The organism is Alteromonas confluentis, assembly GCF_001757105.1.
GTDB classification, from domain to species: Bacteria; Pseudomonadota; Gammaproteobacteria; order Enterobacterales; family Alteromonadaceae; genus Alteromonas; species Alteromonas confluentis.
This window is the reverse complement of record NZ_MDHN01000022.1, coordinates 1-14,804: the sequence shown is the minus strand read 5'-3', so window position 1 is coordinate 14,804 and position 14,804 is coordinate 1. Positions and strand designations below refer to the sequence as shown.

11 protein-coding genes are annotated in these 14,804 nt (G+C 44.1%); 4 read left to right on the top strand and 7 right to left on the bottom strand.

The features are described 5' to 3' along the window. Positions 1–672 precede the first annotated feature (672 nt). From BFC18_RS10145 to BFC18_RS10115, 7 genes are all read right to left on the bottom strand, one after another. Entirely contained in the window at positions 673–2,562 is a 1,890-nt protein-coding gene (locus BFC18_RS10145) for a tetratricopeptide repeat protein (RefSeq protein WP_070125448.1), read from the bottom strand. Positions 2,563–3,144: 582 nt separating this feature from the next. Next, the gene (locus BFC18_RS10140) at positions 3,145–3,603 is read right to left on the bottom strand and encodes an antitoxin Xre/MbcA/ParS toxin-binding domain-containing protein (protein ID WP_070125447.1); all 459 of its coding nucleotides are present in this window, start codon (positions 3,601–3,603) and stop codon (positions 3,145–3,147) included. Continuing rightward, positions 3,596–5,005 carry a TnsD family Tn7-like transposition protein gene (locus tag BFC18_RS10135; RefSeq protein WP_070125446.1) on the bottom strand — a complete coding sequence of 470 codons (1,410 nt, stop codon included), beginning with the start codon at positions 5,003–5,005 and terminating at the stop codon, positions 3,596–3,598. Before BFC18_RS10135 ends, BFC18_RS10140 begins: the two co-directional genes overlap by 8 nt. Before the next feature lies 1 nt (position 5,006). Then, a complete protein-coding gene (locus BFC18_RS10130; protein ID WP_070125445.1) occupies positions 5,007–6,002 on the bottom strand; it encodes a TniQ family protein in 996 nt (331 codons plus the stop codon). Further along, positions 5,995–7,464: an AAA family ATPase gene (locus BFC18_RS10125; RefSeq protein ID WP_070125444.1), complete on the bottom strand. Its 1,470-nt coding sequence runs from the start codon at positions 7,462–7,464 to the stop codon at positions 5,995–5,997. The genes BFC18_RS10130 and BFC18_RS10125 overlap by 8 nt, the downstream gene beginning before the upstream one ends. Next, positions 7,464–9,695: a hypothetical protein gene (locus BFC18_RS10120; protein WP_070125443.1), complete on the bottom strand. Its 2,232-nt coding sequence runs from the start codon at positions 9,693–9,695 to the stop codon at positions 7,464–7,466. Before BFC18_RS10120 ends, BFC18_RS10125 begins: the two co-directional genes overlap by 1 nt. 9 nt (positions 9,696–9,704) lie before the next feature. Beyond that, a complete protein-coding gene (locus BFC18_RS10115) occupies positions 9,705–10,493 on the bottom strand; it encodes a TnsA endonuclease N-terminal domain-containing protein (RefSeq protein WP_070125442.1) in 789 nt (262 codons plus the stop codon). Positions 10,494–11,072: 579 nt separating this feature from the next. On the opposite strand from BFC18_RS10115, the gene BFC18_RS10110 reads away from it, so the two are divergent. The 4 genes from BFC18_RS10110 to istB all read left to right on the top strand — a co-directional run bounded on the left by BFC18_RS10110 (position 11,073) and on the right by istB (position 14,743). Next, positions 11,073–11,405 (top strand): hypothetical protein, encoded by a 333-nt coding sequence (locus BFC18_RS10110; protein WP_139138991.1) that lies wholly within the window; start codon positions 11,073–11,075, stop codon positions 11,403–11,405. Between the two features lie 82 nt (positions 11,406–11,487). Then, a complete protein-coding gene (locus BFC18_RS10105; protein WP_070125440.1) occupies positions 11,488–12,249 on the top strand; it encodes a hypothetical protein in 762 nt (253 codons plus the stop codon). A gap of 254 nt (positions 12,250–12,503) precedes the next feature. Next, the gene (gene istA / locus BFC18_RS10100; RefSeq protein ID WP_070125211.1) at positions 12,504–13,997 is read left to right on the top strand and encodes an IS21 family transposase; all 1,494 of its coding nucleotides are present in this window, start codon (positions 12,504–12,506) and stop codon (positions 13,995–13,997) included. After that, a complete protein-coding gene (istB, locus tag BFC18_RS10095) occupies positions 13,994–14,743 on the top strand; it encodes an IS21-like element helper ATPase IstB (RefSeq protein WP_070125210.1) in 750 nt (249 codons plus the stop codon). The genes istA and istB overlap by 4 nt, the downstream gene beginning before the upstream one ends. Positions 14,744–14,804: the final 61 nt, after the last annotated feature.

The following is a 14,804-nucleotide window of genomic DNA, read 5'->3' as shown; positions in this document are numbered from 1 at the left end:
AGAAATACTACCTAGATTGGACAATCTCACGCTGTCAGCCGCCGGAATAGTACCTATTTAGGGCAAACCGGCCGATTGTAAACAGAAATACTACCTGAATTGAACAATCTCGTGCTGTCAGCGAGCAGATAACGATAAGTGGTAAAAAATTTACTGTCCTTGATTTGAGTTGGGTCTCAGTTTCAAGTGAATTGCTCCTACTTAATCTGACACATAGACTAGAACAGACGAGGGCACCCCACGCGTACACAGCACTCAGGTTCTTTATCAAGAAAACGCTAAGATTCGTTAACTATAATTGTTAGTATGGTGCAGACTAGAGGTTTCTATTTCGAAGAAAATAAAAGCGAGCATTGCAGAAACACAAGCTCGCTTCGAATATTACTTCCGGATCACCTATTTAACTTACGACTTGCGTAAACGCTGATGTATGATCTGACCGACGTTACTCGCTCACATCACCTTGCTAATCAGCGGGCCAGGGGGATTTTTCAATCCGACTTAGTCCCCTTGTTACCTGTGCTCAAGGTAGCATCAGAGAGTCATTTAGGCAAGATTAGCCTGAGAATCGTATGCACAACTTTTTAATTAACGTCTCGTTCAATATGTATGCCCAACTGGCCATTATATGAAACAGATTTGAAATTTGTCGATTCTGATCTCAGATGCGCCTTAAAAATCGTCGGAGAACTGCTCATATACATCTTCAGTCTTCGCTACCAGCCATGCCAGATCTTCGTTAAGCCCACCCACATCAGGGTTTTGAGCTAAAACTCGCTCCGTCAGCCAATTCATCAACCAAGGAGAAAAGGATGTCAGAATGCCAGTAAAAGCACGGTCTTCAGCAACTAGTTCAGACAAAAGCTCAGCATTATGTGCAGTGTTTTTATTTGCGGCCAACTCTACGAGACAAGCTGTAAGCAAAAGCTTCCGTACCTGCCAGCTTTCAAAGTTAGAGCCTCGGTATTTCAGCCATGTTTTATCTTGCTGAAAAACTTCCCAGCCCTCAATCGCGTTAATGAGTAAAGCCAGTTGCTTATCAGTCTCATCTGAGGCTTGTTCTATATCATACTGATTCGCAAGTACACTTAACTCTGGAATGAGAGCGCGGTGATTCAGTGCGGAGCATAGCTTTTGAAGGAACTTCTCAGTATTCCAGAGTATGCGTTCAGCTCGTTCAGAAAGCATCTCCGTCTTTTCATTCTCGTACCTGGCCTCCAGAATATCTGCCATCAGCTGATCATAGGTATCAACACCAAAATATTCAGAAAACATAGCGGCAACCGGCGGAGAGCGAAAATATTCATAATATCCTTCTAGGTATAAAGATTCTTCGCTTCTAAATGACTCTGACTTCCATTTCAGATGTTTGGATGCGATATCGGGCGAATATAGATTGACCAGATGTAGAAGATTAATTTTATCTTTCAGTGTTTCGCCTGAAAAAGAATAATGATGATGAAAACCGTATTCACTGAAGCTAAGCAGCGAGACGACGGCTCGCTCTAAGAATGATTTGTATTGGTTCCACTCCTTGGTACCAATCTGGGCAATTAGTGCCTTAAAAAGCCCCCATCGGGATAACGTTACTGATACATCAGGTGCACCAGATAAATTCATCATGTAATTCTTTTTACCGTCAGGGCGGTATCCATGCTGAGGCCAGAACTCAAGCGAATGAACTGCATGATAGATAAAATTCGCTTTTATCTTCTCGCGTGATCCACTCACGAACTCCAGTCCATCATTAATCCATTGCTCCTCGCTTGTAACCGGGTTACTAATGTGTCCGGAAAAGTCAGTTTTTGCCAGAAAATGAATTTTCTCCTCACTGTTTTCAGCTAACTTTCGTTGATAAATCATTGCCAGAATAGAGTGAGCGATACCATTTTCAGCATCCAGCTCTACAGCCGAAAGTAGAATCTCTTCAGCTTCATTCATATCTCCAGTTAAATAGAGCTTTTCGCCCAGCAAGCGAAAAAGTTCACTACTCACTTCCCCATCGCTTATTCGATTGCGATAAACGACAATGTCATTCCAGTTACCAGTTAAATAGCTGTGAGAAATGTCGGATAAGGATGTATGCCTTCCGCTCTGTAGTAATTCGTTAATTGAGTCCTTTTCGAGGTTAATGGGTAGATTATCTGTTATCACAGCAGTGATTTCGCCCAGTCCTTCCAGCGCGTCTTGCGACCGCTGTATATCTCGCTCTAAATCTCTTTTCATTTGAAGCGCTGCATCGCGTAGCGGCTGACGGTTTTTCTTAAGGGAAAGTTTTGCTTGTGCGACATATTTAGAAGCATCGCCACTCCGGCCAAAAAGTCTCTTGTATGGATGAAGTATCGCGATATTTCTAACAAGAGTTTCAGCTTCTCTGACGATCGTGATTTTTTCGGGTCTAGTGTTAGCAATACTGAACTCTTCACTGGGAGTAACAATATACTTTTTATAATCTTCTTTTTCTTTAAGAATAACATTAACGTCTTTGGCTAACTTTTTTGGATCAGCAAAACCCAGTTTTTCAAGAAGAACAGCGGTTGGAATATTATCGAAGTGTTTCATTTCATATCCTTATGATTTCTTGAATTTTTTATCATTTTTATATAGTTATCATGACTCAGAATCAGAGCATTTCCGTCTCTCTGACATAAAAGACGAAAACCGTTCGGAAGCCGATAGCTTCTGCAAGCACCGACAGCCCTTAATTTTCTACACTGACGCCGTTCTGATAGCGGAGTCATAAGAAGACTTCTAGCCTTTCGATAAATCCGTTCCGGGCAATAACCTACAGATTGTATATGCATTTTTTCTCCAAAGTATCCAGTTGGAGAGCTCATCCTCGATGGTAGCAAATTGCTAGCATAGTAATTATTTCGCATTGTGTGATATTAGTGCGTGCGTCAGTTATCTCGCTCATTAACGGATTTCAGAACTCTTCTCCGGAACACTTTTATAACTACACGCATTGCTCTAACATACACGAGACCATGTAATTGCCCCATGGTCTCTAAAGATGATGTGTACAAAGTATACGGGTCCGCGATGCACGCTTAAACGACGTCTGGCGATAAGAGCCAAGTATCGTTTGCGCCGAAGCGGGGAGCTGCCGGGGCTATCTCGCCCCGGCGATATCCCCCTCATCAGTCAAGTCATTTCGCCAAAACGCATGGCCTGTAACAAATTCCGAATCTCCGCCCTATCCGAATCGCTCCAAATCAGTTTAAAAGGCCTTTGTCCAGCAAGAGCTGGAAGCGGAGTGTTCAGCCATTCAAGCATCAGTTCATCATCACCGTCAAAAAACGCCAGAAGTTCGAGCTGTAAAGCATCCAATGTCACCGCACCTGAATCCACATTCTCAGTCGAAGTCGCAGGTCGAGTAACATCCACCTTCTGAACACACCTGACTTTAGCTACACCAAAAAGTAACTTCGTAACCTCTTCTTCTGTTAAACATTCACATGTGCGCTTACCGACGCGTACCCAGAGTTCAATCTGCTGCTCTATCGATGAAGGCCGACTTTCAACAACTTCACGAGCTGCATCTGTCAGTGCCTCTGGAATGCTTACCTTTTTTACTTTGCCCATCATTTTCCTCTCAAGCATTATTTATACTCTGCTTTAGCCATTCTCTGTCATGCTTGTACAACCACATGTAGTCGCTGTAGCATCGCTCCTTTGCATCTTTGACGCGAAATTTATCACAGCACGCCATCTCTGATTTAATGACTGACCGCGCTGCCTGTCGCCTGGAGTAAAATCTAATTCTCTTTCTCAGTTGTTTTATCTCCGGTTGACCTGTCAGTATCTGCTCAACATCGCCTACCAGAACTCCAGTCAGTTCAGCTATCTCCTGAGTTTTATAGCCGACCAGTAACCTGAGAGTTATACTTCGAACAACATCATGTGTTAGTTTTTGGTTTCTGCGCTCAAGAGACAGACCAGAGCCTGAGGCAATATTACGAACCGTTGCAGCACTGACGTTTGCGTATTTCATTGCTCTGCGTAATGACATTTTATTTTTAACGGCATACATAATTTTTTCCCGACGACCGTGATCGATTTCCAACTGGGGGGTGGGTTGAGATAACTTAAACTCTGCTAGCGCTTTTTTATCCGCCGCAGAATAACTCACAACAAAGTCGCCAACATGCTCGAACAAAAAACAGATAATGAGCATATGCTTCAGGGGATGATGACTGCCGAATTTGTTGTAGAAGATATTTGCCGGAAAGCCATGCTCACGGTTGTCGTTAAGAAGCTGAGCTACCCGTTCATCTATAAGCAAATGCGAGTAGTATTTCCGTAACTCCGGGCGCCATTTGCTGAGATGAATTGTCTTATCTGTCGCCAGTCCTCGCTCAGCAAGACGCTGTAAGTAAGTCAGACGGAGTTTCTGTGGCTCAAAACTACCGAGAGTCGGAAGAATTCGACTGAAGTCGGCAATCTTGAAGTCTACTACACTTTCGTTTATTTCGGACTCGCAGTTGAGACGTGGGAACATCAGTTTATAACGTCGTCGCTCCACCTGAACCAGTTTAATTCTGTGGTGTGCACAAACACTGACCAGAGGTAACTGATGATCCCGCAACCAGACAAGATCCCCATACGCAAACTCCCACTCTCTCATGCACTGAGGACAGAACTTCAGAAAACGCTCATCATTAATTCGATTTGCAAGCATCCCCAGTGCCTTGAAAGCGCCACTGCTATTACCGTTCAGTAACATTTCTTTCGCGGCTTCTCTCGCTGTAGATACTGAAAACATAGAATAGAAATTAAAAAGAGAATGATTATTGAGCAGCGTTTCAGTTTCACAGCCTGTAACTTCGGCCAGCCTTGGCAGAAAGGATGGCAAACCCGAGTCGATTTGGTAATTGCGGCTTCCCAGAACATTTGTCATACCGCTACATACTGAAGCTGACAGATCATTTAAAATTAATCTCGCAGCGATACTGTAGATCGTTTCATCCTGGTAGATCCTCGGCGATATCTGCAAAAGCCTCACTTTATACCCCCCCGAAACAGCTCGGAGCCTTAAAGGACTCAGGTATAATTACCAGTGGTAACGGCTCTCTTGGGTTCTCCCCTCTAAAAGGAAGCTCAACTAAAAGATTTTGCTCCTGCTCATCTAAAAATGTCACCGCTATCATCAGATAAATCATTGGATGATAGAAACGATCTGGCTGTAGCATGGTCAGCAGTCCGTGAGGAGCGTTCAACGGATAGCGATCGGCGCAGAGCGCCCCCCACCGGAAAAAATGCCTCATTGGAGTGTTATTAAAAGCTTCTGCAAGATAGACGTGCGCTTCACGCATGCCTTTCAGATTATGGTCTCTGAGCCGATGAAGACGGGACACGCCCAACTTTTGCTTAAGTAAACTCAATAGTCTTGGCTTTCGCTCCGGACTGGGCACCTGCTTTATGATATTTATAAGCTTTTGAAGCTGACGCTCCAGAATACTCACTTCAGCAATAATATCTTCACGTTCACGATCGAGAGGGGGAAGTGAAAACTTTTGCGTTTGCGTAGCTTTCAGATAACAGCCATGTCTGAGGCATGATAATCTGTGATACTGCTGATGTTCAGTATGAAAATACGCCGTACCGAAACGGCGCTCATCCTCCACTGCGCAATCTGGACAATAACGCCACACTCGATCTGTTATAACTTGCAAGCCATGTTCAAACTTTCGCTTCGCGAGATCATGAAAAATACAACTGGGATAACCACTATCGAAGTTCTGAGGGGACAGAAAAAGTGTATAGTCGGTTAGGTTTGTGAACTGTTTAATAAAAGAAGCTTTTGAGAAATATACCTGAAGCGCTTCTGCCAGATGTTCATAAACCGGTACCCATATACGCTGCGGCATCTCAAAAAAAGGGGTCTTCAGATGCGTGTTAAACCAAGTCTCAATTCGCTGATGACAATTTTGCTGAAACGTCCTGTATATTACACTCGCAGCGTGCTCGCCCGGCAGAGGTGCGGGAGGATAATTAAACATCACATTCTCCCTGTCCGAAGGACATTATGATACTTTCAGCATCGATAACCTCTTTTCCCTCATCAATACGCTCAACGCTGTTTGCAGCTTTGTGCTGATGCTTAGTGGTGCGCGGTTTTCGCCGAAAAGATTGATGTTTATTATTGACTTCTTCCCAGTTTACATCGTTGGTTTCCTCCAGATTAGCCACAGCACTTTCATTCTCCCATTCTGAAGCCGGCCAGTTGCCAACTTTATATTCTCTCCTCAATTTACTTAGGGGCGCGTGCCATATAGACATTTTCGATTCGTAAACCTTGTTCAAAAGCTTCATCCAGTCTGCTTCACTCCCTTTCCGGGACTGTTTGTACCAGTTGCGCAGAAATGCAATCGAAAGTTGTGAGAGAGCGTCAGGCACACCAGCACAGAGAATCATTAGCGCCGTTAAAAACTCCCGGTTCTTCACTGCGTTCTCTTTAAAAAAAGATTCAGGAAAATAACTATCGAAAAATAGGTGAGTGTATCGGTCTGACAATGTCCACTGTCTGAACTTTATATGCGCGACAGAAGCTAATCGTCGTGAAGTCTGCCCTGCGCTTTGCTGATTTTCAGATTCCTGAGGTAACTTCTCAAATCTGTTTAACGCGTCCTGTGTCGTTGAAAGAATAAGAGGAATGCCGAGTTTATTAAAAAAAGACTCCAGCTCAGGAAAGCTCGGCGTATTCTTGTCACTTTTTTTACGATTAAGTGCAAACTGAACTTCATCAATATGAATAATGCCAATATTATATTTTAAGACTGCGAGAGGGATCGCATTACGCGTCTGTTCAACGGTACTTCCTGATTTCAGAAACTCCTTTCCTGTGTTCAGACCAGTTGCTTTGTCCAACGCCATGAAAAAGTTGTATGCGAAGTCCTTTTTTGATTCTGACGCATGCATATCAAAAGACAACCAGGTAACCTGCAGGGAGTTTAAAATCTGCCCATGATATGAACTATGTTTTATCACCTGCCTGAACAAGCGTAATGTACGTCGAATAGAACCGGATTTACCCGCACCAGCTTCGCCAGAAACTAAAATTGTCGGACAAATAGTCTGCTCTTCGCTGTCCCCCTCAGACTCGCTTTCAGAAGACTGCTTTAATTCCTGGGACAGCTGGTTCATTATCCGACGATGTTCCGCCAGCATGGGGTTCCGGAATTCATACCCACGACGCAGCTGAGTATAGACATGCTCATATAGCTGGTATGTAAGTGGCAGGGGATAGAAAACACCTTTAAGGCGGTCAATTTCATCAAGCGCATCAATACTGGGAAGAGAAAACAAATCATCAGGAACGCTCCGATCATTCTGGATACATTTACGAAATTCTTCCTCACTTAGAAACTCAGGCATCGCTTCTACTAGAGGATTATTGCAGTAGTATCTGCTACGCTCGGCTCGATAGATTGCGTTATGGATTTTTGGGCTGCTTTGGTGCATTAACTGACATCTCCGAAGTCATCCTCTTCCGAGTCACTTTGAGCATACCTATCGGTGAAGGAATAATTGAAAGTTGAGGACTGATTATCAACATCTAATACCTGCTGATACGCGAACGCCCGGTTTCTCTGCTCTTCAGCGACCATTACGGCATTGCGCTTTTCAATGTCTGACTGAATAGATTTGGCGTGATTGAGTGGCGCGTTTTCGTAGAAGCGATGACCCTGGACGGTTATTGACTGGATCATATGCTGCATGTTGATAAGGTCCTGATCACGTTTGACTTTGAGTTCATGAGCACGAGCGCTGATTTGAATTTTGCGGGCCTTTGCCTGCGCGAATGTCATTCCGCTGTAAATCTCAAAATCTCTGTTTAGTCTGAAGGGCTGTAACTCGTTTTTTTCGTCTTTGAAATACAGTGTATCTATCATTCCGGATAGCATCACCATCTCAACTTTATAACTGCCTTCCATGTCCGCTCGGACAAACCAGTGATTCCTTTCAGCCCAGTTGCTGTGATAATGAAAGCCTTCAAAATTAACGTGTTCAGGCGTCACACTTACGGTATGTTTTTTGAGCATATTCCAGAGGTATCTGGGCAGATCTTTCTGAGAGATTTTTGGGCGTCCGTACAGAGGATGATCTACTACATATCGCCACATTGCAGAGGGTGTAATGTCGACATTATCGAGAGCCATTTCTTTATTTAACAGCTTTGGTCTTATCGCTGTGGTGTTATGAATCGTAATCGTCTTTATTATCAGTCGTACAATATCGTCTTTCTGTAAAACTGCTCGCTGTGAGGCATGCTGACAACTTCCATCTGCATTTTTATTCACAGTACCTTCCAGATTCCCAAGGAAGGTCTGAATAATGTAAAGAAGGTTTTCAATAGTTCCTTTTAACGCTGGCTCGCCGGGGGGGCACCACTTGCTCTCCTTTATACCAACTCCGCTGCCTACTACTTTTTCTATTACCTCAACTGGATTTTCCGGGCCGTTGTCAACGCGTATAGTTTTAGCCGGATGCTGAGAAGGCCAGTCCTCCTCGTCAATAACCATCCCGTATTCCTTTGCAAACTCCACTTTGTTCTGCATACAGTTCAACAAAGCTTCCATCACGTTTTCCCAGTTTGGCGTGGCGAATGCTAAACTGAAACCGACAATCAGATGTGTTGAGACGCAGCCAACAAGGCACAGATGAACTTTTCCCGCGGTCTCCCGCTTCTCGCAATTATGAGGATATGCCAGATATACTGGCAAAGGTGTGCTGTCGATTTCGAAGCAGAAAGCGCTGACGTGAAGACCATCCCGGGCACTTTGTGTTTTATCTCTGCGCTTATTATTGTATGACTTGTTACCCAATCGAACCTGCTTCAGCTCCTGCGTTGAAAATGCTTTTTTGACCAGCCGCAAAAACTGTCCCTCCGAAAGAGAACGGGTTTCATCCAATATCAGCTCGGGTACGCTGATGTTGTTTTTGGTTACAAAACCCGGTGTGGAACAGTACTGTTTCAGAAACAGCGTTCGAAGCTTTCTGATGACGACGTTGCCGTGCGTAACGTCAATACGATTCGCCCAAACCAGCTTTCTGACTTTATCAAGATCACTTTCGTGGCATGGTCTCGTTATTGACCTGACTGGATAACCATTCCGATCTTTTTTGGGACCGGTTTTCTTAGTATATACACGCGGTCCCTGCCCCACGTTAGCGAACTTTATAGGGAGCAATGCTGCTTTGGAGCCGAGAGACAGGTATCGATTCAGAGGTCTGCGAATCGCCTTCTCATTTATTCCCAGAGTCCTACATCGCGTTGATATATCGGTACTTAATTCTCCGGACAGATATCGCCAGATATTTATTCTGGTTGTAAAAGGTGCAATATAATTATAGGACTTATCTCGGTTAAGTAACCATTTCGGGTGCCTCTCGGTTAGTTCCTTATCGCTTAAACATCTGCGTTCATCAGGGAAATATGTAAGAGCACAGCCGTCACTATCCACTTTATGAGTAAAACACTCCATTATTGCATTCAGAGTAAGCTTCAACGGCTTGACGGGCTCCGGGCTGGCTTCAAAGGTTGTCAAATTTGCGACGATGAAGAATTCCGGAAGCTGACAGTCTTCTTCGAAATGCATTGAAACAAGGAAACTGTCATCTTTGCCGAATCGATGCTCGTACTTTCTGACACCTAGTTCGGTGAGGGTAAGCAGATCATTTTCTACGAACATCGCTTTTCCTTACGCCTTCAGACACACCGGCTCGGTAAACTCGAGCGGGAGGTACATATCTATCGGCAAAAGCTGACGAAGCGTCGCATTTGCGAAAATTCGATACGCTCTTCGGGTATCTACACACAAACGATCAGCGGTATCGAACAGTGTGTCTCTTAGCGAATATGCGGGATGTTCAGTAATACTACTGAGAAATGCTGAAGTAAACTTCAATAACTCACCGTTATCAGCATGAGTATCATAATATTCACTTAGCATCTCAATATTGTCAGCTTGTGTCCGGCTTACGCTTCTCTTACCGATAACCTGCCGGTATGAGACGCCGAAGGACTTCCAGTACTCTTTTTCAATATCACACTTTTGTTTAGTTCTGGTCCAATTTTTGTCCTGCAAAGTGGGTTTAAACCAGCAAGCCTCTCGGTAAATTGAACCGTCTGAATCAGAGTACTCAATAACAAGATCTGTGGTCATAACCTGCAATTTTCCGGTTACGTGATCACGTGGATGAATTACTTTCAGCTTGTCTGCTATTTCCTTTGTTCTGGTGTAATCAAGCGGATATTGCTCTTTGATGCTTGTTACGTTCGGTTGAAATATTTTAGAAAGATAAAAACGACGTTCACCGTCCGAGAGCAGAAATATATTCCGCTGTTGCTTGGGACACCACCTGACGGATTTTGTGCCTGCTGACATCATTGCCGGTGAAAGGAAAGGCATATGCTCTCCTCTCGCTCTCGCTTTATTGAAGGCTATAATTCGCTGGTTCGTGACCTCTGCTATGTAAATATCTTTCATCTGACTGCTTCGCTCTTGACGTTTCTTATTTATAGAATTAGCGCAAGACTACAAACAAAGCAAGCAAAAAACACAGAAATAAAAAACACAACACACTGATTTAATTATCTTTTTTTGAAGCAATTACATAAAAAACAAAAACATCAACAACTTACACAATTAACTACAAAAAAAGATACGAAAACTCTATTAAAAATACTCCAAAAGGCAAAAATAAAGATTTAGCTTTTCCACAGGCAAGTAAAGTTCATGACCTTGCTTTAGTCATAAGGTCCCGTGTAAATGACAGTAAACCTTTAACTGCCCAGAGTAGTCAAATTCAGTCAATTAAAATAAAATACATATAATACATACACTTAAAAATAAATATAATTTAAAGGTAAAATAAATGGTTAAAAAAATGACAAATTAGATCATTACTGCATAATGAAAAATATCTTCAAGGAGCATTATATGTATAGAGCAGAAAGCACACTAATCGGCAATTTCACAAGATTTAACGACCTGAGAGAGAAAGAACTCACAAACACTATAAAATACAAGTTAGATGTAAATTTATCCGTCAGCGATACGGAGTATATGAGATTCTGCTACCGCATAGAACAGGCCCCTTTCTTTGCGGAATTGCAGCTTTATAAGCGGGAAGACTACTTTATGTCGCTGGATACACTTTTTGATGAGGAGAAGCTTGAGCAATATCATGCTTTTGCGGCTTTCACATACAAGAGATACGGCATGCCAAATACCCTATGGTTCGAATTCGATAGCATTTCGACCGGGCTGAAAAAGTGGTTGTTCGCCAATGCCCTGCACTTCAAACAATACGATTTCACGTTCACGAACTTTGAGGAAGCGTTTAAAGAGGCATGCTACCGGCAATGGCAGGATAATGTGATAGCACTATCTGATTAGCAGTTTACCGTTTTAGCGAAACCGACAATAACAATAATAAAGGAGGAAATTTTAATACATTGATAGATAAGAGAGTGATGATATGACATTAGATTTAGATAACTTAGTTAAGACCACTATCGCCAGTTATAAATATGAACCAGCCCTGTCTCTGTCAGTATTTGATGATGAGCCAATCATTATAGAGAAGCTTATTTTCGCCCGTACAGAACACGATATAAAACAGCATTTACTTCTTCTTCTGGCTTGCTGTAACTCAAGAAATGAACTGCCGTCTGAGGTGTTTCATTCCTATTGGGAAAATTTTTACAGCCGCCTTGACCCTACATCTCAGTCTGATAAAGAGTTTCTGAAAAACCATCTCGATAGCTGTAATTTCAGACTCATACGAGCAATGAACAACTCCGGTGATTTTGAGCGATTCGACTCTTTTATTGATATACTCATTTTTGCTGAAGATCTGGACAAACTCATACTCTTACATCACTGTACGTTCGAGGTTCTGACCGTGGAATTTAATCACCCCGTTTATGAAAAACGACCTGTTCCGGAATTCTTAGTAAAATGCCTGACGAACCTGCAACTATCCTATTATCCCGAGTATCTTCTGAAGTCGCTCAGTTCATCTTCAGTTTGGCTTCGCAGTCATATAAAGCATGTTATTGATGAGTGCCTTAGAGAACCTCACAAATTCATGGAGATCCTCGCTACATACCCTGAGTTCGGGAAAAAAGTGAGGCAGAACATAAGACAGCACATCTGTGAAGACAAAAGCTTTACTGAGTGCGTAAAAACAGTGACCGGAACAAAGCGGGAATTTTTAATAAAGTCCTTAATACAATAGCTTGTGTTGAATATGGCGCAAACGCATTAGATAAATTATTTCAATTAAATGGATTAGGATCAACTTAATCGGAGCCTATTTAAAATAGAGCCTTATCAGACCTTACAGGCTGCTTTGTACGGGAAGCGGTCATTTCATATTCTGTCCTACAAAAGCACAGAATATAGAGCGACAATTAACTTGAACGGTTGAGCGACAACTATCTTGACCGGTTGTTCTGTTAAGGTTCGACACGACAATTCGAGGAGAATGGCGTGTCGGGAACTCACATCACAGAAAAACAAGTCAGGTTATATATGAAGTTTCGAAAGGATTTCACGCAGGAAGTTGCCGCCAGCAAAGCGAACATTTCTGTCAGTTCCGCCAGACGCATAGAGAACGGCCGTCACCAACCTAAAAAAGCCCACCGTCATTGGCGCACCCGGCCCGATCCCCTTGAGGCAGTCTGGGAGAGTATTGTTATCCCCCTTCTGAAGCAAGATAAGCTAATTACGCCAGTGGGCGTATTTGATTATTTGTGTGATTCGCATAGCGATCAGTTTCCTACCTCAGCGCGACGTACACTTGAGCGCAGAATTAAGAAGTGGCGACAATTACACGGTGGTGCTCAGGACGTAATGTTCTTACAGCACCACGAGTCAGGTTTATTGGGTATTTGCGACTTCACGCATGTTAAGTCTCCGGTCACTATCGGGCATGAGCCGTGTAAGCACATGTTGTTCAACTATCGCCTGGCCGCCAGTGGCTGGCACTACAGTCATGTAATTTATGGTGGTGAGAGCTTCGCTGCCTTCTCTGATGGGTTACAGAATGCCTTCAGAGCCAGTGGCGGCGTCCCCAAGGAAGTCCGCACCGACAGCTTGAGTGCAGCGTACCGGAATCATGATGATGCCGGTAAATTTACAGAACGGTATGCTTCACTGATGGCACATTATGGTTTTACCGGCACACGCAATAACACCGGTGTCGCGCATGAAAATGGCGTCATCGAGTCCAGTAATCGCCATATTAAAGCGCAGCTTGAGCAGGCGCTGCGCATTCGTGGCTCGTATGACTTTAATTGTCGCGACGATTATGAAGACTTTATCCGGCAATTAGTGGCGAGACGAAACAAACGCATTAATACGGCATTTATTAAAGAGCAGCGACAATTACAGCCACTGCCGCCGGCGGGCAGCGTCAATTACTCAACCGAATATGTGCGCGTCTCGCGCACCAGTACCATCAGCATTAAACGCGTCACTTATACCGTGCCTTCGCGTCTGGTAGGCAGTCGCCTGCGGGTGCAAGTGTATGATGACCGCTTAGCTCTATATCTCGGTCATGAGCTGACCTACACCTTAGAGCGGGTATATACCACGGGCACCGCGCGTAAACGCAGCGTCAATTACAAACACGTTATTGATGCGTTAGTAAAAAAGCCTCAGGCCTTCCGGTGTTCACAGTGGCGGGATGAGTTATTACCTAATGAGGATTACCGGAGTATCTGGCAGTACGCTAATGGCAATATGAAGGCTGATGATGCCTGTCGCTATATCGTCAGAGTACTTCACCTCGCGAGCAAGGGGGATAATGAAGTCAGGCTGGGTCGCTTCATTATGCAGCAACTGAATAGCGGCCGGTTACCCAGCTTGTTCGACTGTCAGGAACGCTTCCAACAGCAACCTCGCCACATCCCCCAGCTTCAGGTGGGGCAACACCCGTTAAAGCTGTATAGCCTGTTATTACAGGGAGGGAGGCAGACATGACTAATACAGCATCCCTGCCACTCATGCTCAAGAGCCTGCGACTGAGTGAGTTCAGGCTCCACTGGGAGAGCCTGGCTGAAAAGGCATTGCATGAACAATGGCGGCCAGAGCACTACTTAAGTGAGTTGTGCCACATGGAGTTGTCGAGCCGGACAGACAAGCGTCAATTACGTTATCTGAAAGAATCCAATCTGCCATCAGGCAAGCATGTTGGTGGGTTCGATTTTAATGTCATTGAAGGTCTCACCAAAGCCCGCCTCCATGAACTGGCGGATAACCATGAGTGGGTAAAACACGCCACCAATCTGCTGCTGTTCGGCGCAAGCGGTGTCGGTAAAACCCATCTGGCCAGTGCATTGGGCTACAGCCTGATAGAAGCCGGAACCCGCGTAAAGTTCTATGCGGCCACCGCGTTAGTGCAACATCTGCAGGAGGCAAAACAGCACCTCAAACTCCAGGACGCACTGAACAAACTGGATAAATACCAGGTGCTTATCATTGACGATATCGGCTACGTGAAAAAGACAGAGCAAGAAACCAGTGTGCTGTTCGAACTCATTGCTCACCGGTATGAAAGGTTCAGCCTCATCATCACCTCCAATCAATCGTTCGAAGACTGGGATGCACTGTTTACTGATACCACCATGACAGTCGCAGCCATCGACAGGCTCGTGCATCACTCACACATCATTCAATTAGAGGGAGAAAGCTACCGCAGAAAAGCAGCAATAAAACAGGAAGAATAACTCAGCGACAACCGGTCAAGTTAATTGACGCCAGACCGGTCAAGATAGTTGACGTTCTATA